Raw genomic sequence first — 22,056 nt, forward strand, 5'->3', positions numbered from 1 at the left:
CTCGGCGGCAACATGGGCGACAGGGCGTCCGGTGCGGACACGTTCAACCAGCAGCCGCCTGCCATGGACGGTCAGCCGGGCATTACGGTGGAACACGAAGGCCTCCGTGCGGTGAAGATTCGACACCTCCACCACACACGGAGGCCTTCGCCGTGATCAAGCCCGTCTGGCGTTAACAACGCTCGTGATCAATACACCTAGGGCGTCCAGAACAACCGGGATATTCAGAACATCCGGAACGTCCAGAACATCGAGACGTCTAGAACACCGACTCGGCCTCGTCCATCCGGTCCTTCGGCACCGTCTTCAGCTCGGTCACGGCCTCCGCGAGCGGCACCATCACGATGTCCGTCCCGCGCAGCGCGGTCATCCGGCCGAAGCGGCCCTGGTGCGCCGCCTCCACCGCGTGCCAGCCGAACCGGGTGGCGAGCACCCGGTCGTAGGCGGTCGGTGAGCCGCCGCGCTGGACGTGGCCGAGAATGACAGGCTTGGCCTCCTTGCCGAGTCGCCTCTCCAGCTCATGGGCGAGTGCCGTGCCGATGCCCTGGAAGCGCTCGTGACCGAACTTGTCGATCGCGCCCTTGCCGTAGTCCATGGTGCCGTCGGCGGGGTGGGCGCCCTCGGCGACGGCGACGACCGCGAACTTCTTGCCGCGGGCGAAGCGCTCCTCGACCATCTTGACTAGATCGGCCGGATCGAACGGCCGCTCCGGCAGACAGATGCCGTGCGCACCCGCCGCCATGCCGGACTCCAGCGCGATCCATCCGGCGTGCCGGCCCATGACCTCCACCACCATCACCCGCTGGTGGGACTCGGCGGTCGTCTTGAGACGGTCCATCGCCTCGGTGGCGACCCCCACGGCCGTGTCGAAGCCGAAGGTGCGGTCCGTGGAGGAGATGTCGTTGTCGATCGTCTTCGGGACGCCCACGACCGGCAGGCCCGCGTCGGACAGCATCCGGGCCGCCGTCAGCGTGCCCTCGCCGCCGATCGGGATCAGCGCGTCGATCCCGAACTCGTGGATCATGTCGGAGGCGTTCTCGCACGCCTCGCGGAGCCGGTCGCGCTCCAGCCTGGACGAGCCGAGGATGGTGCCGCCGCGGGCCAGGATGCCGCTGACCGCGTTGAGGTCGAGGGCGCGGTAGCGGCCGTCCAGCAGGCCCGAGTAGCCGTCCTCGAAGCCGATGACCTCGTCGCCGTAGTTGTCGACCGCCCGGTGCACGACCGACCGGATCACGGCGTTCAGGCCGGGGCAGTCGCCGCCTGCGGTGAGAACTCCGATACGCATCGTGCTGTGTCTCCTGCTCGCTGTTGACACCGGTGAGCTTCTGCCGATTGTTTCACGCTCCCCGGCCCGGCGGGGTACCCGACTCTGACGGGCGCCTTATCCATCGGCGGAGGTATTGTCAAGGCGGTTCCGCTCACCTCGATGGGCGATTTTTCGACGTCCGCAGAGACTCGATGTCCCACAGAACATCGCGAACAGAGACATCCCGATCAGAGACATCCCGATCAGAGACATGCCACCGAGACGAAACGGAGAGCGCGCGTGACCCGCAGCGTGTACGTGACCGGCATCGACCGCGGCGACGGCCGTCAGGTCGTCGAACTGGGGGTCATGGAGCTCCTCACCCGGCAGGTGGACCGGGTCGGTGTCTTCCGCCCCCTCGTCCACGACGGGCCCGACCGCCTCTTCGAGCTGCTGCGCGCCCGCTACCGGCTCACCCAGGACGCGTCGACCGTCTACGGCATGGACTACCAGGAGGCGTCCGCCCTCCAGGCCGAGGCAGGCACGGACGAGCTGGTGTCCACGCTGGTCGAACGGTTCCACCTGGTCGCCCGCGAGTACGACGTGGTCCTGGTCCTCGGCACCGACTTCGCCGACACCCAGCTCCCGGACGAACTGTCGCTGAACGCCCGGCTGGCGAACGAGTTCGGCGCGTCCGTGATCCCGGTCGTGGGCGGCCGCAAGCAGACCGTCGAGTCGGTGCTCGCCGAGACGCGCAACGCCTACCGGGCCTACGACACGCTGGGCTGCGACGTCCTGGCCATGGTCACCAACCGGGTCGCCCGCGAGGACCGCGACGAGATCGCCCGCCGGCTCGACTCCCGGCTCCCCGCGCCCTGTTACGTCCTGCCCGACGAGCCCGCGCTGTCCGCCCCGACCGTCTCGCAGATCAGCCACGCGCTCGGCGGCAGGGTGGTGCTCGGCGACGACTCGGGGCTCGCCCGGGACGTGCTCGGCTTCGTCTTCGGCGGTGCGATGCTGCCGAACTTCCTGGGCGCCCTGACCCCGGGCTGCCTCGTCGTCACCCCGGGCGACCGGGCCGACCTGGTCGTCGGCGCGCTCGCCGCGCACAGCGCCGGCACCCCGCCGATAGCCGGGGTGCTGCTCACCCTGGACGAGGTGCCCGGAGACAACATCCTCACGCTCGCCGACCGCCTCGCACCCGGTACCCCGGTGCTGTCAGTGGCCGGCACCAGCTTCCCCACCGCCGAGCAGCTGTTCTCCCTGGAGGGCAAGCTGAACGCGGCCACCCCGCGCAAGGCCGAGCGGGCCCTCGGCCTCTTCGAGCGGTACGCCGACACCGCCGAACTCTCGAACCGGGTCTCCGCGCCCAGCAGCGACCGCGTCACACCGATGATGTTCGAGCACACACTGCTGGAGCAGGCCCGCTCCGACCTGCGCCGCGTGGTGCTGCCCGAGGGCACCGAGGAGCGGGTGCTGCACGCCGCCGAGGTGCTGCTGCGCCGGGGCGTGTGCGAGCTGACCCTGCTCGGACCGGTCGACCGCATCCGCAAGAAGGCCGCCGACCTGGGCATCGACCTCGGCGAGTCCCAGCTGATCGACCCGGCCGCCTCCGGCCTGCGCGACGCCTTCGCCGAGAAGTACGCGGCCCTGCGCGCCCACCGGGGCGTCACCGTGGAGCTGGCGTACGACGTGGTCTCCGACGTGAACTACTTCGGCACGCTGATGGTCCAGGAGGGCCTCGCCGACGGCATGGTCTCGGGCTCGGTGCACTCCACGGCCGCGACCATCCGCCCGGCCTTCGAGATCATCAAGACGAGGCCGGAGGCGGACATCGTCTCGTCCGTGTTCTTCATGTGCCTGGCCGACAAGGTCCTCGTCTACGGCGACTGCGCGGTCAACCCCGACCCGAACGCCGAGCAGCTCGCGGACATCGCCATGCAGTCGGCGACGACGGCGGAGCAGTTCGGTGTGGAGCCGCGCATCGCGATGCTGTCGTACTCCACCGGCACCTCCGGCTCCGGTGCCGACGTCGACAAGGTCCGCGAGGCCACCGAGCTGGTCCGCTCCCGTCGGCCCGACCTGAAGATCGAGGGCCCGATCCAGTACGACGCCGCCGTGGAGCCTTCGGTCGCGGCGACGAAGCTGCCCGGCTCCGAGGTGGCCGGGCAGGCGACCGTGCTGATCTTCCCCGACCTGAACACCGGCAACAACACCTACAAGGCCGTGCAGCGCTCGGCCGGCGCGATCGCCGTCGGACCGGTGCTCCAGGGCCTGCGCAAGCCGGTCAACGACCTGTCCCGGGGCGCCCTCGTCCAGGACATCGTCAACACCGTCGCCATCACGGCGATCCAGGCCCAGTCCCCGTCCCCGTCCCCGTCCCCGTCCCCGAGTGAGAAGGCAGCCGCCCAGTGAGCGCCACCCGTGTCCTAGTACTCAACTCCGGCTCCTCGTCGCTGAAGTACCAGCTGCTCGACATGGGCGACAGCAGCCGGCTGGCGGTGGGTCTTGTCGAACGCATCGGCGAGCAGACGTCCCGGCTCAAGCACACCCCGGCCGGCGGCGAGAGCCGCGAGCGCGGCGGCGCGATCGCCGACCACGACGCGGCGCTCAAGGCCGTGGCCGAGGAGCTCGCCAAGGACGGGCTCGGTCTGGACTCGCCCGAACTGGCCGCGATCGGGCACCGGGTGGTGCACGGCGGGAAGTCCTTCACCGAGCCGACCGTCGTCGACGACGCCGTGCTCACCGAGATCGAGCGGCTCATCCCGGTGGCCCCGCTGCACAACCCGGCCAACCTCACGGGCATCCGCACGGCGCGGGCGCTGCGGCCCGACCTGCCGCAGGTCGCCGTCTTCGACACCGCATTCCACACGACCATGCCGGAGTCGGCCGCCCGCTACGCGATCGACGTGAAGACCGCCGACGAGCACCGCGTGCGGCGCTACGGCTTCCACGGCACCTCGCACGCCTACGTCTCCCGTGCCACCGCCGAGCTGCTGGGCAAGGACCCGGCCGAGACGAACGTGATCGTGCTGCACCTGGGCAACGGTGCGTCCGCCTCGGCCGTGCGGGGCGGTCGCTGCGTGGACACCTCCATGGGGCTGACGCCTTTGGAGGGGCTCGTGATGGGTACGCGCTCCGGAGACATGGACCCGGCCGTCATCTTCCATTTGATGCGTGTTGGTGGAATGTCCGCCGACGAGATCGACACTCTTCTCAACAAGAAGAGCGGTCTGATCGGTCTGTGCGGCGACAACGACATGCGCGAGATCCGCCGTCGCGTCGACGAGGGCGACGAGCAGGCGGAGCTGGCGTTCGACATCTACATTCACCGCCTGAAGAAGTACATCGGCGCCTATTACGCCGTGCTCGGACGGGTGGACGCGGTCGCCTTCACCGCCGGTGTCGGCGAGAACGCGGCGCCCGTGCGGGAGGCCGCCCTGGCAGGCCTGGAGGAGCTGGGCCTGGTGGTGGACGGCGAGCGCAACGCCGTACGCGGCGACGAGGCGCGGCTGATCTCGCCGGAGGGCTCCCGGGTGGCGGTGGCGGTGGTACCTACTGACGAGGAATTGGAGATCGCGACACAGACCTACGCGCTGGTAATTGGTTCGGGGAATCACACCTGAGCGGCATCCCGCCCTTTTGTATTTTCCGCCAGACGGAATATTCCGTTGCGAAACAAACCGATAGGATCGCCCCCATGCGCCGTTCGAAAATCGTCTGTACTCTCGGCCCCGCGGTCGACTCCCACGAGCAGCTTGTCGCGTTGATCGAAGCCGGCATGAACGTGGCCCGCTTCAACTTCAGCCACGGCAGCCACGCCGAGCACCAGGGCCGGTACGACCGGGTCCGTGCCGCCGCCAAGGAGACCGGCCGGGCCATCGGTGTCCTCGCCGACCTCCAGGGCCCCAAGATCCGCCTGGAGACCTTCGCCGAAGGCCCCGTGGAGCTGGTGCGCGGTGACGAGTTCACCATCACCACCGAGGACGTCCCGGGCGACAAGACGATCTGCGGGACGACCTACAAGGGCCTGCCCGGCGACGTGACCAAGGGCGACCAGGTCCTGATCAACGACGGCAACGTCGAGCTGAAGGTCACCGAGGTCGAAGGCCCCAAGGTCAAGACGATCGTCATCGAGGGCGGCGTCATCTCCGACCACAAGGGCATCAACCTGCCCGGCGCGGCCGTCAACGTACCGGCCCTGTCCGAGAAGGACATCGAAGACCTGCGCTTCGCGCTCCGCATGGGCTGCGACCTGGTCGCGCTGTCCTTCGTCCGCGACGCCAAGGACGTCCAGGACGTGCACCGCGTCATGGACGAGGAGGGCCGCCGCGTCCCCGTCGTCGCCAAGGTGGAGAAGCCGCAGGCGGTGCAGAACATGGAGGACGTCGTGATGGCGTTCGACGGTGTGATGGTCGCCCGCGGTGACCTCGCCGTCGAGTACCCGCTCGAGAAGGTCCCCATGGTGCAGAAGCGCCTGATCGAGCTGTGCCGGCGCAACGCCAAGCCGGTGATCGTGGCGACCCAGATGATGGAGTCGATGATCACCAACTCCCGTCCGACCCGCGCCGAGGCCTCCGACGTGGCCAACGCGATCCTGGACGGCGCCGACGCGGTCATGCTGTCGGCGGAGTCCTCCGTCGGCGCGTACCCGATCGAGACGGTCAAGACGATGTCGAAGATCGTCACCGCGGCCGAGCAGGAGCTGATGTCCAAGGGCCTGCAGCCGCTCGTCCCCGGCAAGAAGCCGCGCACCCAGGGCGGTTCGGTCGCCCGCGCGGCCTGCGAGATCGCCGACTTCCTCGGCGGCCGGGGCCTGGTGGCCTTCACCCAGTCCGGCGACACCGCCCGCCGCCTGTCCCGCTACCGCGCCCAGCAGCCGATCATCGCCTTCACCACCGACGAGGGCACCCGCAACCAGATGGCACTGAGCTGGGGCGTGGAGCCGTACGTGGTGCCGTTCGTGAACAGCACCGACGAGATGGTCGACCTGGTGGAGCAGGAGCTGGTCAAGCTCAACCGCTTCAACGACGGCGACATCGTGGTCATCACCGCCGGCTCGCCCCCCGGCGTCCCCGGCACCACCAACATGGTCCGCGTCCACCACCTGGGCGAAGCCAAGAGCTGACAGCCCGGGGTCTTGATGCGTGACTGAGGGCGTTCTCTGCGACAGGGGGCGCCCTCAGTCGCCTTCTCCACCGGGTAATCACCTACCAAAATTCGACCGCCTGCGCCAATTTTGTGAGGCTCTTGGGGAGAGAGTGCAGGCCGATGAGGCCGCCAGGGCAGCCAAGGAAGCCAAGGCTCTGGCGGAGAAGGCGAAGGGCGACGCCAAGCTGGCCGCCCAGGCCGCCGCCGCGGCAGCCGACGACGCGGCCAAGGCCGCGGCCTCGGTGGCCGCCGCGCGTGCCTCCGCGGCCGAGGCCGCCACCGCAGCGGAAGCGGCGAAGAAGGCCGACGCCAACGCCCAGAAGTACGACCAGCAGGCCGGTACGGATGCCGTCTACGCCGGCATGGCCGCGAACGAGGCGGAGTCCGAAGCCGCCGCGGCGGACCGTGAGGCCGACGAGGCGGAGAAGGACGCCGGCAGTGCCCGCTCAGCAGCCACCGCGGCGGAGAAGGACGCGGCGAGTGCCCGCTCCACCGCCACCAAGGCGGAGCAGGACGCAACGGCGGCCGAGACGGCGGCCAAGAACGCCGACCGTGCCGCGAAGGATGCCGACCAGGCTGCCGATCGCGCGGAACAGGAAGAGCGCAAGCGGCTCGAACAGCAACGCCGTGAAGCCATGGAGACGGGCGACACCGGTGTGTCCGGAGGGAATCCGGGACCGGCCCTGAGCGCTGACGACGAGGCCATCCTGCGGGCCCAGTGCGGCCAGCAGTGCGTCGACGACTTCCGCGCCGCTCAGGCAGCCGTCTCGTTGAGCGTGATCGACTGGGTGAAGGCCAACGGCGGCGAGATCCTGCTGGAGGTGCTGGGCGTCAACAACGTCAAGCGCTGCTTCGGTGAGGACGACATCGAAAGCTGCCTGTGGTCCTTCGTCGACGTGGCGTCCCTCGCACTGGTCGTGGGCAAACTCCCCGCCGTCGGCAAGGCGATCGTCCGGGTCGCCAGCGGTATCTCCGAGTTCTTCGAGAAGGCGGCACGGGGCAAGAAGACCCTCGCCCGGCTGAAGGACATCATCGAGAAGTACCGTAAGGGCCAGCTCGGCGAGTGCGTGCTGGACGCCGCGGACCTGTTCAGCGGCGCGGCCGGGGTTTCCAAGGCCAAGGGTCTCGCCGCCGCCAAGGCGGCCGGGGGCAAGAAGCGGTTCTGCGGGATCGACTCTCGCCGATCGACGGGGACTGGTGCACCAAGCGGGGTGCGCACGTCAACCTGAAGAAGGGACGCGAGGTGGGGTTGCAGACCACCGACGTCAAGGGCGGGATCATGGGCTACCCGATCGACGTCAAGGCCGGACCGGCCACCAACGACGAGATCCGTGCGGTCGTCCAGACGCTCATCGACGACGACCGGCTCCGTGAGGACCTGATCGCCAAGTCGACGGACGCGATGCGCATCTTCAACGAGGACGCCGCGAACCAGAGGTACAACGAGAAGCTGGAGCCTGGTCAGAAGCCCAAGCCGCTGAGGTGGGGCTGCAAGACCAACTTCGCACCGAAACTGAAGTTCCTGATCGACGCGTTGAAGGAGATCAGCCGCCAGAAGGGCGTCGGGTAGGGACCAACGCGGAGCTGAAGTGGGGCCGGTCCGCGATGCGGGCCGGCCCCCGCCTTCGCCTCAGTGGCAGACGTGATGGGTGCCCCGGGCGATCGCGCTGTGCAGGACCGTGCCGCTCTCCCCGGACTCGTCCGGGGCGGTCCGGCGAAACGTGAAGTGCACGTCCGCGAGGGAATGGCGCACCACGAAGGTGATCTGGTCGGCCGGCTCGGGCCAGGGCCCCTCCTCGGTACGTATTCCGGCCAAAGCGAACGCATCGCCCAGCTGCGCGGCGGTCACGGCCGACGGCAGTTCCTCCGTCTCGCCCGGTGCGCCGCTCGGGAGGTCGACGGATCCGGCACCAGTACTCAGTACCACTGCCTGGAGGATGTCGCAGCAGACCTCGAGACGTACGTCGCCGTAGCGCACGTTGCGCGGCTCGCCCCTCTTCCTACGCCGGCCCGGGAAGTACTCACCGTCCTGAGGCGGTCCCAGCCGATCGGAAACGTCGGCGAGAGACGCCCCCGGTTTGAGAACGCCGATTCCGCCGGACTCGGCGAACCCCGTCAGCACGTCCACGATGGTCATGCCTCGATCATCCCCCATCTGTCCCGTACACCGGCGAGGGCGCCCCCTGTGGCCAGGGGGCGCCCTCGAGACCGTCGGGTACGTCAGTCCGTGACGTACTGATGCAGCCCCGGCACGGTCAGCGTGCCGCCGAACTGGCCTGCCTGGGTGACCTTCACGTTGGTGAAGTAGATCTCCGGGAGGTTCAGGGGCGGCGGGTGCTCGGGGTCGAACGTGAGCGGGACCAGCCCGAGCAGGTTGCCCGAGATCTTCTCGGTGTACATCACCGTCTTGCCGTCGGTGATCGTGGAAGTCGTCCCCTTGCCCGCCTGGACGTGATGAGTCTTGCCGGACTGTGTGTCCTTGACAAGCTGGTGCAGGTCCCCGATCTCGGTGCCCCCGGAGATGACGAACTTCAGGACCTTCTTGGTGGCGCCGCTCGCGGTCTTCACCTCGACGATGCCCTGGTAGTCGGCGCCGTGCAGCTTCAGCGAGCTGGCCTCCAGGCGCCAGGGCTCGTCGGGCACGAGGAGCTCGTTGTCGACGCCTCCCTCGGCGTCCGTGGCGGCCGGGCAGTCCTCGGGGTCCACTGAGGGGCTCGCCGACGGGCTCGGGGAGGCTGCGGCCTTCTCGGCCGCGTCCTCGGCCTTCTCAGCCGCCTTCTCGACGGCGTCGGTCGTGTCACCGGCCGCCTTCGACGCCGCGTCCGTCGTGTCCTTGACGGTGTCCTCGACCGTGTCGGTCGTCTTCTTGACGGCGTCGGACGCGCTGTCCTTGCTCGAGTCCGAGGACGTCCCGGGGTCCTCGTCCTCGCTCGTGTCGCCGGAGGGCGAGGCGGACGCGGAGGGCGTGGGGCTCGGGCTCTCCGTGGACTTGCCGCCGTTGAAGATGCCGCCGATCGCCTCGCCGATGTCCTCGAGGACGTTGCCGCCGCTCTTGGACTCCGACGGGCTGGGCGTCGCCTCGTCGCCCTCGCCCGAGGTGCCCTCGGATGCCGAAGGGGTCGGGGTGGGCTCGGTCTTGTCGCCCTCGTCGTCGGAACCTGAATCCGACGAGGAGGAGCCATCATTGCCCGTGCCGCTCGACGGGGACGGCGCCTGTGCGGTTTCGCCCTTGTCGTCCGTCTTGCCCTCGCTCGCCGACGGAGATGGTGTGGGCGAGGCCGAGTCGTCGCTGCCCTTGGAACCCTTCTCGGAGGCCTCCTGGGCCGCCACGCAGTCCTTGTATTCGTCTGCCGTCAGGCTCTTCGCCGACGGCGTCGCCGGGGTGTTGCTGTCGGCGATGGCGAGCGTCGACGTGAAGCCCATCCCCATGAGGACAGCCGTTGGCATCGCGGCCATGGCTATCGCCTTGCCGGCGGGCATCTGGAATCTGGTGAACAGCGGCTTCTTGGGTGCCGCGTGACGCGGCCCGGTTCTCACCCGGGCAGCCTCCACATCAGCCCCGCGGGTCGCCTCGTCAGCCGGCACTGTGCCTCCCGTTCGCCCCGTTCGCCGGGCTCGTTCCTGACAGATCGTTCGGCCCGCTCGTCTCGTTCTTCACGGGCTTGAGGATCGTCGTGTCCGGATCCTCGGCTCGCGGCACGTCACCCGCCCCCGAAGTGCGCTCCGCCTCGGCCTGCTCACCCGGCACCCACGCCAGGGCCATCGCGCCGCCGACAAGGGCGAACAGGAAACCGACCACGAAGCCACCGAAGTTGGAGACCGGGATGGACACCAAACCCAGCAGGATCGCCGCGACACCGGCGAAGGTCCGGATGTGCCTCTGAAACCAGAGGCTGATGCCCAGTACGACGAGCAGCACACCGATGATCAGGGAGCCGGCGCCCGCAGTGGTGGACATCGCCAGGGTCAGATGGCCGATCTGGAGGTTCGCGTACGGGAAATACATGATCGGAAAGCCGCCGATCACGATGAACAGGCCCGCCCAGAACGGCCTTGTGCCCCGCCATGCGCGGAACTGCAGCCTCCGGCGGGTGAACTGACCGGGCGCGGCAGAGATCTCGGCGCTCATGGAAAACAGCTCCCTGGTGCGGCGTTGCTGTGGTGAGGGGTGGTACTGCGATGAAGGTGTGAGGGGTGAAGCGGCGTGCGGAAGTCGGACGGGCGGGGCGCCATCGGCTCCCCGCCCGTCACGGAGTGCTTAGTAGCACTCGACGCCGGCGCCCTTGCCCTTGTGCAGCGACATGTGCAGACCACTCAGCTTGAAGGTTCCGGCGGTGGTAGCCCACGCCGTCTGCTTCACGCCCCGCAGCGTCGCCGACTCCGCCTGCTGGCCGAAGCCGTTCGGGTTGGCCTTCTCTTCGCCACCCTTCATGCCGGGGCCGGGGCCATTCTTCATGTCACCGGCCGCTACACCGATGTCGATGTTGTGGAACTCGGCATCCGCCTGGAGGTCCTCGACGTCGATGTACAGGTTCTTGGCGTAGACCTGCTTCTTCTGGTCACTGCTGTCACCTGCCTCCAGCCTCAGAGTGATATCCCCGACGAAGGGCACGCTCGGAGTGACAACGGACTGGCACATCTTCTCGATGTAGGCCGTCTTGAACGCCGAGACCGCCACCGCGTGACCGGTCTTCTCGCCGGAGAGGGTAGTCCCCGGGTCGACGGCCCCGTACTGGGAGAAGCCCGTACCGTTGAGCTCCTTCGCCGTGACCTTGAACGACTGCCCCGACACACTGAACGACGCGGCGAGTGCGCCCTGCGCGAGGGCGACACCTATCACAGCCGTGGCGGCGACGCTGGGCACCATCACCACAGCGAACCGCTTCCATCTGGTCCCGCCACGCACCTGGGACTCCATATTTCCTCCTTCTCGGACGTACATCTCCTGCCCTGGCTCGCCCCGAACAGCGGCTCAGCCGGGCAGGGATGGGAGAAGTGCTACGTCCTCGGGAAGGAGAGCGCCTGCACTCGGCGGCGCAACTCGCGCCCGAATCACCGGCGATCACCCCCGAGCGACAACCACTTGGTCGCGCCTGACACGCATCACGCACAACCCTGCTGGACAGGCTTCGCCGGGTGGGCGAAGACCCCCCTGTCCAAGAGCCGACGCCACTGCCGCCGGCTCTGCTCGGTGGGGACCCAGGACGTCCCGCGACCCAACCGGCTGCCGGGGTACGGGAATGGACCGAGCGTGGCCGATCGTGGTGCATTCTCGCCGCCCGCACAAGGGGGTTCGTTACTGGCTAGTAACGGCCGTATAACCGAACAACGACCCATCGGTCTCGGCCGACGACGCAGGGTGGCCCTCACCTGGGGCACAAAGCTGTTGATCGATGGACAGAAACCGACAGATCAACGCTCGCGACTTACTCGCAGTAACAGCGGCCGCGATTACCAAGTTTTGGTAAAGCGCGGCCGCAGTGACGCTCCGTGGGCAAACTTTTCACACGGGCACCACAAGCCCGCGTGTTTAACGACTGGTCAGAACAGGGCGCGCGCCAGGGCCCTGCGCGCCGCGATCACCCGCGGATCCTCGGGTCCGACCACCTCGAACAGCTCCAGCAGCCGCATCCGCACGGTGTCCCGGTCGTCACCCACCGTACGCGCCACGGTCTCGATGAGCCGGCCGAAGGCGTCCTCGACATGGCCGCCCACCAGATCCAGGTCGGCCGCGGCGATCTGCGCCTGCACATCACCCGGCTTGTCGGCCGCGTCCTTGCGCACCCGCTGCGGGTCGACACCCTGCACCCGCTGGAGCAACTCGGCCTGGGCGAGACCCAGTTTGGCCTCCTCGTTGCCCGGGTCCTCGTTCAGTACGTTCTTGTACGCCTGGACGGCACCGCCCAGATCGCCCGAGTCCAGCGCCTGTACGGCGGCCTCCAGGAGCGCGTCGTACGGACCGGCCGGACGTTCGGGAGCCGCCGGGGCGCCGCCCGCCTCGGCGTCGGGGTCGACGGTGAGACCGGTCAGGCCGAAGCGCTGCTCGGCGACCTGCACCAGCTGGTCGAGGGTTCCCCGGATCTGCTCCTCGCCCGCGGCCCCCTGGAAGAGCGGCAGCGCCTGCCCCGCGACGACCGCGAACACCGCGGGGATCCCCTGGATGCCGAACTGCTGCATCAGCATCTGGTTGGCGTCGACATCGATCTTGGCGAGCAGGAACCGGCCGTTGTACTCGACCGCCAGCCGCTCAAGGACCGGGCTCAGCTGCTTGCAGGGCTGACACCACTCGGCCCAGAAATCGATGACGACCGGCACTTCGGCGGACCGCTGCAGGACTTCGGTCTCGAAGCCCGCCTCATCGACGTCGATGACGAGGTCGGCCGGGGAGATCGCCCCCGCACCACCCTCCCGGGCGGCTTGGGCACGCGCCTGCTCCGCCTTCGCCTTGGCCTCCTGGGCCGCCTTCACCGCGGCGAGGTCGACGACTCCGCTCATGGACATGTTCCGTGGCTGCATGCGTCTATCCTCCCCCGTACTGCGCGCGCGTGTGAAAAACGGTGTGAAAGCCGGGCCGGTCGGGTCCCGTTCGGCGCCGGGTCCCCACCCCACGCCATGTCTCCGAAGCCCGCGTACGTCCTTCACGGGTTTTCGCTACGAGACGTAGCGTAATGCCACCCCGGGCCGCCGGACCACCGCCCCCCGGTGATCTCCCTCACGGCCACACAGGAACCGCCCGTTATGGTCGTGGCATGCAGAGCCGCAGCCCAGCCAGCCGCACCGGGCGCCCGCGCAGCGCCACGGCGGACGCCGCGATCCTGGCCGCGACGCGAGAGGCTCTCGTGGAGCTGGGCTGGTCCAAGCTCACCCTGGGAGACGTCGCGACCCGCGCCGGGGTTGCGAAGACGACCCTCTATCGCCGCTGGGCGGGCAAGAACGAGCTGGTCGTCGACGCGGTGGCGGAGCTCTTCGACGAACTCCGCCTGCCCGACCGGGGCAGTCTGGCCGCGGACATCGAGGGCGTCGTGCTCCAGTTCGCGGCGATCCTGGCCCAGCCGGAGGCGAAGAGCGGCTTGATGGCTGTGGTCGCGGAGTCCACCCGGGACGACGCGCTGCGCGAGCGCATCCGTGCCTCGATCGTCGACCGCCAGAAGCGGCTCGTGGTGGAGGGCCGGGACCGCGCTCAGTGCCGGGGCGAGCTTCCCCAGGAGACCGACCCCGCGGGTTCCGCCCGCACCATCGACCTCATCTTCGACCTGGTGGCGGGTGCGGTGGTCCACCGCACCCTCGTCAGCGCGGAGCCGGCGGACGAGGAGTGGGTACACGGGTTCACCCGGGTGCTGCTGCTGGGGCTCGCGGGAGCCGCCGCGGAATCCGCCGAGGGCTGAGCGGGACGGCCAACGAGCGGGGCGTCCTTCCCGCTGAGCAGCGGAAGGGGCGCCCAGGCCTCCAGCCGGTCGTACCGAGCGCTTCGCGCACCTCGGCGGCCAGGAACTCCGCCCGCTCGATCTCGGTGGCGATCTCCCCCTCGTGGCTCCAGTCCGCGGACAGCAGGTCCGCGCGGAGTCAGAACCCCGCCGGCTCCGTGTACACCCCCCACTCGTCCCTCAGCACCCCGCAGATCTCCCCCAACGTCGCCTCCGCCCGCACCGCGTCCAGCATCGGCGTGATCATGTTGGCGCCCCCGCGCGCGGCCGCCAGCATCGCGTCGAGCGCGGCTCGCACCCGCGCGTCGTCGCGCCCGGCCTTCCGCCCGCCGAGCACCCGCACCTGCTCCCGCTCCACCTCGTGACTGACCCGCAGGATCTCCAGGTCCCCGGTCACGGATCCGTGGTGGGCGTTGACCCCCACGACCCTCTTGTCGCCCTTCTCCAGCGCCCGCTGGTACTGGAACGCCGACTCGGCGATCTCCCCGGTGAACCAGCCGTCCTCGATCCCGCGCAGGATCCCGGAGGTGATCGGCCCGATCGGGTGCTGACCGTCGGGGTGGGCCCGCAGCCCGCGCTCCCTTATCTGCTCGAAGATCTTCTCCGCGTCGGCCTCGATGCGGTCGGTGAGCTGCTCGACGTACCAGGAACCGCCCAGCGGATCGGCCACGTTGGCGACGCCGGTCTCCTCCATCAGCACCTGCTGCGTCCGCAGCGCGATCTCCGCGGCCTGCTCACTGGGCAGCGCGAGCGTCTCGTCGAGGGCGTTGGTGTGCAGCGAGTTGGTCCCGCCGAGCACGGCCGCCAGCGCCTCGACGGCCGTCCGTACGACGTTGTTGTACGGCTGCTGCGCGGTGAGGGAGACCCCGGCCGTCTGGGTGTGGAAGCGCAGCCACTGGGCCTTCTCGCTCTTCGCGCCGTACACGTCGCGCATCCAGCGCGCCCAGATCCGGCGCGCCGCACGGAACTTGGCGATCTCCTCGAAGAAGTCGACGTGCGCGTCGAAGAAGAAGGAGAGGCCGGGGGCGAAGACGTCGACGTCGAGCCCGCGCGACAGCCCCAGTTCGACGTATCCGAAGCCGTCCGCGAGCGTGTACGCCAGCTCCTGCGCGGCCGTCGCCCCGGCCTCGCGGATGTGGTAGCCGGAGACGGACAGCGGCTTGTACGCGGGGATGCCGGCCGCGCAGTGCTCCATCAGGTCGCCGATGAGCCGCAGATGGGGCTCGGGCTGGAAGAGCCACTCCTTCTGGGCGATGTACTCCTTGAAGATGTCCGTCTGGAGCGTGCCGTTGAGGACGGCCGGGTCGACGCCCTGGCGCTCGGCCGCCACCAGGTACATGCAGAAGACCGGCACGGCCGGCCCGCTGATGGTCATGGACGTCGTCACGTCGCCCAGCGGGATGTCCTTGAACAGGATCTCCATGTCGGCGGCCGAGTCGATGGCGACACCGCAGTGCCCGACCTCGCCCAGGGAGCGCGGGTCGTCGGAGTCGCGGCCCATGAGCGTCGGCATGTCGAAGGCGACCGAGAGCCCGCCTCCGCCGTTGCCGAGGATCATCTTGTAGCGCTCGTTGGTCTGCTCGGCGTTGCCGAACCCGGCGAACTGCCGGATGGTCCACGTACGCCCTCGGTAGCCGGTCGCGTACAGGCCGCGGGTGTAGGGGTACTCCCCGGGCCACCCGATCCGCTCGAACCCGTCGTACCTGTCACCGGGCCGCGGCCCGTACACCGGCTCCACGGGGTCGCCGGAGAGCGTGGTGAAATCGGCCTCGCGCTTGCGCGCGGCGTCGTACCGGGCCTGCCAGCGGCGGCGGCCCTCCTCGATGGCGTCAGCGTCCATACCCTCGAATTTACTAGGACGTCCTAGTAAATGTCGATGGGAGACCGCCGTACGTTCGTCCGTACGGCGGTGAGGTCGCGCGGGCTACGCCTTGGCGGGCGCGGGCGAGTCGTCCGCGAGCCGGGACTCCAGCTCGTGGCTGATCTTGCGTTCCACGAAGAAGGCGGCCGTCGGGACGGTCCCGGCGAGCAGCACCCACACCTGCTTGCCGACCGGCCACTTCGCCTTGGAGCCCAGATCGAAGGCGAAGACCAGGTACAGGACGTACAGCCAGCCGTGCGCGATGCTGACGACGCGCGTGAAGTCGGCCGCGCCGTTCAGGTCGAGCAGATACTTGCCGATCATGCCCAGGGTCAGCAGGACCAGCAGCACGCCGGTGACATAGGCCATCACGCGGTAGCGGGTCAGCACGCTCTTTTTCATGCCGTCGAGCGTAACGACCCGTTCCGGGGGATCTTGCCCCGGGTCAGTGCTCCTCGAAGTCCCCCGCCGCGATCCGCAGCGGCCGCAGCATCGCGAAGATCTCCCCGCACTCCTCGGCGTCGTACGCCCCGAGCCCGAAGTCCATCGCCATCAGGTCGCGGGTGGCCGCCTCGACCACCTCGCGGCCCTTCTCGGTGATGCTGGCGAGAGTGCCGCGCCCGTCGTTGGGGTTGGGCCGCTTGTCGACGAGGCCCGACCTCACCAGCCGGTCCACGGTGTTCGTCACGGACGTGGGGTGCACCATGAGCCGCTCGCCGATCTTGGACATCGGCAGCTCGCCGGACTTGGAGAAGGTGAGCAGCACCAGGGCCTCGTAGCGCGCGAACGTCAGCCCGTACGGCTTGACCACCGAGTCGACCTCGGCGAGGAGGATCTGCTGGGCGCGCATGATCGAGGTGATCGCGGCCATGGACGGCACGTTTCCCCAGCGCTGCTTCCAGCGTTCGTCGGCGCGCGCGATCGGATCGAAGGAGAGACTGAGCGGCTTCGGCACGAAGCCGACCTTACCGGCCGGTCACATGTCGGCCACCCCCGTCTCGCCCATCGGTCCGCCCGCCTGACGACTGCGCCATCCGGGGGCAGGGCGAGGCCATGTCCTTTAGATAGCGATTCATACGAGTATGTAACTATTGACATCCGATTCATCACCGAACGTCACCTTCCTCACAGGGAGCGGCATGAGACGGCTGAACCACGCCCTCGCGGTACTCGCGGTGCTCGGTCTCGCTGCGGGCTGCTCGTCCGCTCACGGTCGCACCGACACGGCGTCCGACACCGGCGACGACACCACGAAGGCCGGCTACGCGGCCGGCTCCCCCTTCTGGGTCGACCCCGAGAGCCCCGCGGCCCAGCAAGCGCGGCTCTGGGAGCAGCAGGACCGGGACTGGGACGCCGAGCTGATCCGGCGGATCGCCGACCGGCCGGCCGCGCTGTGGCCGCCCGGCGAGACCGATCCGGCACCGACGGTGCGGGCGGCGGCCTCGGCCGCGAGCGAGGAGGGGAAGACGGCGGTCTTCGTCGCGTACAACATCCCGCACCGGGACTGCGGCCAGCACTCGGCGGGCGGGTCACAGGACGCGGACGCCTACCGGGAGTGGATCGGGCAGTTCGCCGACGCCCTCGGCGAGGCGGAGGCCCTGGTCGTCCTGGAACCCGACGCGGTCGCGCACATGGTGGACGGCTGCACGCCCGGCGAGTACCACGCCGAGCGTGAGCAGCTGCTCAGCGAGGCGATCACCCGGCTGAAACAGCAGCCGAACACCAAGGTGTATCTGGACGCGGGCAACGCGGACTGGATCCGGGAGCCGGACAAGCTGGTGGAGCCGCTGCGGCGGGCCGGGATCGAACAGGCCGACGGCTTCGCGCTCAACGTCTCCAACTTCCAGACCGACGACGAGACCACGGAGTACGGTCTCCGGCTCGCCGAGGCCCTCGACGGCAAGCACTTCGTCATCGACACCAGCCGCAACGGCAACGGCCCGCTGCCCGGCGTCTGGTGCAACCCCCCGGGCCGGGCCCTCGGCACCCCGCCCACGACCCAGACCGGCGAGGAGACCCTCGACGCCTACCTGTGGATCAAGCGGCCCGGCGAGTCGGACGGAGACTGCGAGGGCGGCCCGGACGCCGGACGCTGGTGGCCCGAGTACGCCTTGGAGCTGGCGCGCAACGCCGAGGACTGAGCGACGCGGAGGGCTGAGCGACGCGGAGGACTGAGCGACACGGAGGGCTGAGCGACGCGGAGGGCTGAGCGACGCGGAGGGCTGAGCGACACGGAGGGCTGATCCGCCCCCTCCCCTCCGCATCAGCCCCTCTCGCTCACTCCACGTGGATCCACTTGGCCCGCGAGGGCGTGCCCTCGCCGTCCGTCACGAACAGCATGTACCAGCCGGGCGGGACCAGGGCCGGGTCGCGGGGCACCTCGAACGTCACCGAGCCGCCCTTCCTGGTGATGTCCAGCTCGATGGAGCGCTGCTCGACGTCGGTCGTGTGCGTGACCGCGCTGGGCCGCATCAGCCGCGCCTCGGCCACGCGTTCCGGGTGGTCCGTACGGAACGTGATGGTGTGGTCCTTGTCCAGCTTCTCCGGGCCGCCCTTCAGTACGGGGCGGTTCCGGGGGTTCTTGTGCAGCGCGGGCGGGGTGAAGACCTCCATGCGTTGCTCGAAGTGGCCCAGCTTGGTGTTCTGCTGGTTGTCGAACAGCGGGTCGGAGCCGAAGGTGGCGATCCTGCCGTCGGGCAGCAGCAGCGCCTCGGAGTGGTAGTTGCGGCCCACCCTCGGCGCGGCTGCCTCCCGGAAGGCGTTGCTCTTCGGGTCGTAGAACTGCGCCTTGAGGATGTTGCTGGCGCTGCGGCCGCGGTAGTCCCTGGAGCCGTTGGAGGTGAACACCGTGTCGTCCGGCATGATCACGCTGTTCAGGTAGCGCGTGCCCTGCGGCAGGTCGGGGCCGTCCTCGAAGGCAGGGTTGTCCTTGTTCAGGTCCACGACGGCCGTGCGCGGGGTGGACTTCTTCGACTCGCCGACGCCGCCTCCGCCCAGGATCATCACCTTCTGGTCCTGCGCCGGGGGCAGCAGCAGGGAGGCCGAGGTCTCGGTCTGGTCGAGGTCCGTCAGCCCCGGCACCTTGCGGAACGTGTTCTTCTCGATGTCCCACAGGCCCGGCTCACGGCCCCTGTCGGCGGGCCCGTAACCCGCGTTGGAGGCCGGGTAGAACAGCTTGCCGCCCTTGGTGAGGAACAGCGCGGGGTACGTCGGGAAGTACCGCTTGGGCCCCGGCGTCCACTTCTTGGTCTCCGGGTCGTAGATCTCGTTGTCGCCGGGGTCGATCATGCCGACGTCGTCCAGGCCGGACACCGCCAGGACGCGGCCGTCGTCGAGGCCGACGAGCGTCGGGTACCAGCGGGCCTTGTCCATCGGCTCGACGGGGATGTACTTCTCTGCCTTCGGGTCGAACTCGTAGGCGCCGCGGATGCCCTGGAAGTCCTGCTTGTCGAGGGTGATCTTCTCCGACAGACCGTACGCGTTGTCGCCGGCCTTGCCCGTCAGGCCGACGATCGCGTACTGCGCCGGCTTCCGGGTGGCCGACAGGGAGCCCTTGTCCACGGCCTCCACCCAGACCCGGGCCTCGCTGGCGGTGACCTTGGTCTTCCACGGCTGCATCACACCGCGCTTGTACGTGACCTTCTGGGTGCGCTTGGCCTTCGGGACGGTGACGTCGAACTTGGTGACGTACTCGAAGCCGGCCGGTGAGCGGAAGCGGGTGCCCTTCTTCAGGAACACCGCCTTGTCGGGGCTCTCGTTCTTCACGCGCATGCCGCCCCCGGCCCGGGTCACCTCCGCGCCCAGGCGTTCGTAGCGGGCGGTGCCGCCGGCCACCAGCAGGCGGCCGTCGGGGAGCTGGGCGTGACCCGCGCAGAAGAAGTCCTCCGGGGTGGGGATCTTCTTGTAGGTGTTCTTCTCCGGGTCCCACAGGACGGTGTCGAAGTCGCCCGCGTCGAACTTGCGCTGCTCGTTGCCCGACCCGGCGACGATCAGCACCTTGCCCGTGTGCAGCAGGGCCGCGTGGATGGCGTTGGTGCGGAACTCCTCCGGGATGTCGAGCTGGGTCCAGGAGCCGTACTTCGCCATGTACTCGGGCTGAGCGATCTTGTACTCGTGGTACTGCGTGGAGGCGAATTCCAGCGCGGCCGGGGCGTTGAGGCCCGCCAGGACCGCGATGCCGCCGATGCCCAGGACGGTCTTCTTGGTCTTCTGCGAGAGCTGGTAGGCCATGGCCTAGCTGCCTCCTGTCGGGGTGCCGGAGACCGGGGCCGCGGGGGACGCGGTGGCGAGGGCAGGGGTGGGGGTGGGCGTGGCTGTGGGGCCGAGGGCGGGTTCCTCGGCTTCGGGCGCGCGCGGGTGCGGGTGCGGGTGGGGGTGAGGGTGCGGGGGTGCCTCGGCGTGAGCGAGCTGCCGGCGCCGCTCCCGGTGGTCCTTCCAGGCCGTGGCCGCCCATACCGCGGCCGGTGCCAGGGAGATGGCCATGCCGAGCAGGGCCCAGGTGCGCATCGCGGCATGAGTGTGGTCCAGGGCCACCGAGGCGGCCAGGGATGTGGCCAGCAGGGCCGCCCAGAAGAGGTGGATGCGGAAGGTGGCCAGTTGGTCGGGGGAGGCGTCGTCGCCCTTGGGTGTGACGACGAACCGGCTGGGGCGGCGCATGACCGCCTCGCTGAGGGACTTGAGGTAGATCGGCGCGGACAGGGCCGACATCCCCATGCCGGCCAGGCCGCCCGAGCCCTCCGGTTCGTGCGGTGAGACGTTGTGCCGGCGGTTCCACAGGTACAGCCCGATCTGGCAGGCGGCCGCGTCGCTGTAGAGCATCATCCAGACCGATACGGCGACCTCCGTGCCGGAGGCGCCGAACCAGAGGAAGAGGAAGCAGCTGAAGATGCCGAGGAACCAGTTCACGGCCGTCATCGGGTAGTACACGAGCATCAGCGTGTAGGACAGCAGGCGGCCCGGCGGCATGCTGAGGGGCGCCTTCCAGTACTGCGTGATGAGGGTCTCGTAGGTGCCGCGCGACCAGCGCATCTGCTGGGTGAAGAAGTCGGTCCAGGAGGCGGGGCCCTCGCCGACGGCGAGTACGTCCGGGGTGTAGACGGACCGCCAGAAGCGGTTGGTGTCCGGGTTGCGGTGCTGGTGGATCTCGAAGCCGGTGGCCATGTCCTCGGTGATGGAGTCGTGCAGCCCGCCGATCTGCTTGAGGACGGAGATCCGTACGACGTTGTTCGTGCCGACGAACATGGGGGCGCGATAGTGGTTGCCCGCGCGCTGGATGAGGGCGTGGAAGAGGAACTGCTGGGACTCGGCGGCCTTGGTGACGGGGTTGTGGTAGTTGCCGTACACCTGGGGGCCGACGACGAAGGCCACGTCGGGGTCCCTGAAGTAGCCCATCATCCGTTCCAGGTAGTTGGGCATCGGGATGTGGTCGGTGTCGACGGACGCGAAGAAGTCGTACGCGTCGCCGTGCATGGCGATCCAGGCGTTGTAGTTGCCATGCTTGGTGCGGGCCTTGTGGACGCCCGTGTCGCGGTTCCACTCGGGGATGCCGCGGCGGGTGAAGTGGCGTACGCCGAGTTCCGCGCACATGGCCTTGACCTCGGCGTCGTCGCCCTCGTCGAGGAGCCAGACGTCGAAGGGGCCGGTGTGGTGGATGCGGGTGGCTCCTTCCAGGGTCGCGCGCACCATGGCGAGGGGTTCCTTGCCGGGGACGTAGGTGGTGAGGAAGGCGACGCGGGTGCCGGGCTCGGGGACTACGGGGACGGGGTCGCAGGCGACCATCGTGGCGTGGGCGACGGAGGCGACGTTGACGAGCATGAAGAGCTCGATGAGGCCGATCGCCATCAGCATGGTGACGTCGAGACCGATGAGCCAGCGCTGGGCGCCCTCGCGTTCCACCCAGTGGGTGGGCCAGACGAGGTAGACCAGCAGGGCACCGGTGAGCAGCGGTGCCAGGCACATCAGGAGGACGGCTCGTATTCGGCGGGGCTCACGGGCGAGGAGCGAGACGTACTGCACCCGGTAGTCCTCACCGGACGGCTCCGTGAGCGGTCCGGCGAGTCGGCTGTAGGAGTCGTAGTCGTAGCCCTCCGGCCGCACAGCGCCCTCCAGGTGATTGAGGCCTGATCGGAGCACCGATACCCCGATACCCATACAAAAGTGGACCTTTGAGGCGGTGTCGAACTGAGAGGGTCCAGGTGGGTGGGCTTACGCATATGCCTGCGGCAGCCTCGGGCGCTTGGGTGGGGGTGCGCGTCGCGCCTACGCCGTGGGGGTGGGTCGGGGCCGCGTCGGGGGGTGTCCGTCCTCGGAACGTCGCGATGGGGTTGCGTACCGACTCGCTGTTCGTTGACGCGACAACCGCTGCGGGCGGACAC

Annotated in this window: 18 protein-coding genes and 1 pseudogene; 7 read left to right on the forward strand and 12 right to left on the reverse strand. The window is 69.1% G+C overall.

Annotated elements, in window-relative coordinates:
* Window positions 1-96 (reverse strand): annotated as a pseudogene (locus tag ACFZBT_RS39960) (IS481 family transposase); the annotation flags it as partial.
* A 163-nt stretch (window positions 97-259) separates the two neighbouring features.
* Window positions 260-1,285 (reverse strand): ATP-dependent 6-phosphofructokinase, encoded by a 1,026-nt coding sequence (locus ACFZBT_RS39965; RefSeq protein ID WP_391115220.1) that lies wholly within the window; start codon window positions 1,283-1,285, stop codon window positions 260-262.
* A 261-nt stretch (window positions 1,286-1,546) separates the two neighbouring features.
* Here ACFZBT_RS39965 and pta point away from each other — a divergent pair, with 261 nt between their 5' ends.
* The 5 genes from pta (at window position 1,547) to ACFZBT_RS39990 (ending at window position 7,967) form a co-directional block, all read left to right on the forward strand.
* Window positions 1,547-3,661, forward strand: a complete 2,115-nt coding sequence (gene pta, locus ACFZBT_RS39970; protein ID WP_391115223.1) for a phosphate acetyltransferase — start codon at window positions 1,547-1,549, stop codon at window positions 3,659-3,661.
* Entirely contained in the window at window positions 3,658-4,872 is a 1,215-nt protein-coding gene (locus ACFZBT_RS39975; protein ID WP_391115226.1) for an acetate/propionate family kinase, read from the forward strand. Before pta ends, ACFZBT_RS39975 begins: the two co-directional genes overlap by 4 nt.
* A gap of 74 nt (window positions 4,873-4,946) precedes the next feature.
* Entirely contained in the window at window positions 4,947-6,374 is a 1,428-nt protein-coding gene (pyk, locus tag ACFZBT_RS39980; RefSeq protein ID WP_391115229.1) for a pyruvate kinase, read from the forward strand.
* 133 nt (window positions 6,375-6,507) lie between these two features.
* Entirely contained in the window at window positions 6,508-7,626 is a 1,119-nt protein-coding gene (locus ACFZBT_RS39985; RefSeq protein WP_391115231.1) for a hypothetical protein, read from the forward strand.
* Window positions 7,627-7,640: 14 nt separating this feature from the next.
* Window positions 7,641-7,967: a hypothetical protein gene (locus ACFZBT_RS39990; RefSeq protein ID WP_391115234.1), complete on the forward strand. Its 327-nt coding sequence runs from the start codon at window positions 7,641-7,643 to the stop codon at window positions 7,965-7,967.
* A gap of 60 nt (window positions 7,968-8,027) precedes the next feature.
* On the opposite strand, the gene ACFZBT_RS39995 is transcribed toward ACFZBT_RS39990, so the two are convergent.
* From ACFZBT_RS39995 to ACFZBT_RS40015, 5 genes are all read right to left on the reverse strand, one after another.
* Window positions 8,028-8,534, reverse strand: a complete 507-nt coding sequence (locus ACFZBT_RS39995; protein WP_391115237.1) for a hypothetical protein — start codon at window positions 8,532-8,534, stop codon at window positions 8,028-8,030.
* Window positions 8,535-8,617: 83 nt separating this feature from the next.
* The gene (locus ACFZBT_RS40000) at window positions 8,618-9,982 is read right to left on the reverse strand and encodes a hypothetical protein (RefSeq protein WP_391115240.1); all 1,365 of its coding nucleotides are present in this window, start codon (window positions 9,980-9,982) and stop codon (window positions 8,618-8,620) included.
* Window positions 9,972-10,526, reverse strand: a complete 555-nt coding sequence (locus ACFZBT_RS40005) for a DUF6114 domain-containing protein (protein ID WP_391115243.1) — start codon at window positions 10,524-10,526, stop codon at window positions 9,972-9,974. Before ACFZBT_RS40005 ends, ACFZBT_RS40000 begins: the two co-directional genes overlap by 11 nt.
* 129 nt (window positions 10,527-10,655) lie before the next feature.
* The gene (locus ACFZBT_RS40010) at window positions 10,656-11,315 is read right to left on the reverse strand and encodes a DUF6230 family protein (protein ID WP_391115246.1); all 660 of its coding nucleotides are present in this window, start codon (window positions 11,313-11,315) and stop codon (window positions 10,656-10,658) included.
* A gap of 623 nt (window positions 11,316-11,938) precedes the next feature.
* Entirely contained in the window at window positions 11,939-12,913 is a 975-nt protein-coding gene (locus ACFZBT_RS40015; protein WP_391115249.1) for a tetratricopeptide repeat protein, read from the reverse strand.
* A 233-nt stretch (window positions 12,914-13,146) separates the two neighbouring features.
* Here ACFZBT_RS40015 and ACFZBT_RS40020 point away from each other — a divergent pair, with 233 nt between their 5' ends.
* A complete protein-coding gene (locus ACFZBT_RS40020) occupies window positions 13,147-13,782 on the forward strand; it encodes a TetR/AcrR family transcriptional regulator C-terminal ligand-binding domain-containing protein (RefSeq protein WP_391115252.1) in 636 nt (211 codons plus the stop codon).
* 178 nt (window positions 13,783-13,960) lie between these two features.
* Here the strand turns inward: ACFZBT_RS40020 and ACFZBT_RS40025 are convergent, their stop codons facing one another.
* The 3 genes from ACFZBT_RS40025 to ACFZBT_RS40035 all read right to left on the reverse strand — a co-directional run bounded on the left by ACFZBT_RS40025 (window position 13,961) and on the right by ACFZBT_RS40035 (window position 16,637).
* The gene (locus ACFZBT_RS40025) at window positions 13,961-15,661 is read right to left on the reverse strand and encodes a methylmalonyl-CoA mutase family protein (RefSeq protein WP_391115254.1); all 1,701 of its coding nucleotides are present in this window, start codon (window positions 15,659-15,661) and stop codon (window positions 13,961-13,963) included.
* An 84-nt stretch (window positions 15,662-15,745) separates the two neighbouring features.
* Window positions 15,746-16,084, reverse strand: coding sequence for a DUF3817 domain-containing protein (locus tag ACFZBT_RS40030; protein ID WP_391115257.1), 339 nt, complete (start codon window positions 16,082-16,084; stop codon window positions 15,746-15,748).
* 43 nt (window positions 16,085-16,127) lie between these two features.
* Entirely contained in the window at window positions 16,128-16,637 is a 510-nt protein-coding gene (locus tag ACFZBT_RS40035; protein WP_261678483.1) for a MarR family winged helix-turn-helix transcriptional regulator, read from the reverse strand.
* A 184-nt stretch (window positions 16,638-16,821) separates the two neighbouring features.
* Here ACFZBT_RS40035 and ACFZBT_RS40040 point away from each other — a divergent pair, with 184 nt between their 5' ends.
* A complete protein-coding gene (locus ACFZBT_RS40040) occupies window positions 16,822-17,823 on the forward strand; it encodes a glycoside hydrolase family 6 protein (protein ID WP_391115261.1) in 1,002 nt (333 codons plus the stop codon).
* Window positions 17,824-17,959: 136 nt separating this feature from the next.
* On the opposite strand, the gene ACFZBT_RS40045 is transcribed toward ACFZBT_RS40040, so the two are convergent.
* Entirely contained in the window at window positions 17,960-19,912 is a 1,953-nt protein-coding gene (locus ACFZBT_RS40045; RefSeq protein ID WP_391115272.1) for a galactose oxidase-like domain-containing protein, read from the reverse strand.
* A gap of 3 nt (window positions 19,913-19,915) precedes the next feature.
* A complete protein-coding gene (locus ACFZBT_RS40050; protein ID WP_391115275.1) occupies window positions 19,916-21,778 on the reverse strand; it encodes a glycosyltransferase family 2 protein in 1,863 nt (620 codons plus the stop codon).
* Window positions 21,779-22,056: the final 278 nt, after the last annotated feature.

It is taken from the genome of Streptomyces sp. NPDC008137 (assembly GCF_042957035.1).
In the GTDB taxonomy this organism is placed as follows: Bacteria; Actinomycetota; Actinomycetes; order Streptomycetales; family Streptomycetaceae; genus Streptomyces.

Bases quoted from the DNA above. Each gene is read 5' to 3' on its own strand.
- ACFZBT_RS39965 (WP_391115220.1), bottom strand. From the start codon at position 1,285: ATGCGTATCGGAGTTCTCACCGCAGGCGGCGACTGCCCCGGCCTGAAC.
- pyk (WP_391115229.1), top strand. From the start codon at position 4,947: ATGCGCCGTTCGAAAATCGTCTGTACTCTCGGCCCCGCGGTCGACTCC.
- ACFZBT_RS39995 (WP_391115237.1), bottom strand. From the start codon at position 8,534: ATGACCATCGTGGACGTGCTGACGGGGTTCGCCGAGTCCGGCGGAATC.
- ACFZBT_RS40005 (WP_391115243.1), bottom strand. From the start codon at position 10,526: ATGAGCGCCGAGATCTCTGCCGCGCCCGGTCAGTTCACCCGCCGGAGG.
- ACFZBT_RS40010 (WP_391115246.1), bottom strand. From the start codon at position 11,315: ATGGAGTCCCAGGTGCGTGGCGGGACCAGATGGAAGCGGTTCGCTGTG.
- ACFZBT_RS40015 (WP_391115249.1), bottom strand. From the start codon at position 12,913: ATGCAGCCACGGAACATGTCCATGAGCGGAGTCGTCGACCTCGCCGCG.
- ACFZBT_RS40020 (WP_391115252.1), top strand. From the start codon at position 13,147: ATGCAGAGCCGCAGCCCAGCCAGCCGCACCGGGCGCCCGCGCAGCGCC.
- ACFZBT_RS40025 (WP_391115254.1), bottom strand. From the start codon at position 15,661: ATGGACGCTGACGCCATCGAGGAGGGCCGCCGCCGCTGGCAGGCCCGG.
- ACFZBT_RS40030 (WP_391115257.1), bottom strand. From the start codon at position 16,084: ATGAAAAAGAGCGTGCTGACCCGCTACCGCGTGATGGCCTATGTCACC.
- ACFZBT_RS40040 (WP_391115261.1), top strand. From the start codon at position 16,822: ATGAGACGGCTGAACCACGCCCTCGCGGTACTCGCGGTGCTCGGTCTC.
- ACFZBT_RS40045 (WP_391115272.1), bottom strand. From the start codon at position 19,912: ATGGCCTACCAGCTCTCGCAGAAGACCAAGAAGACCGTCCTGGGCATC.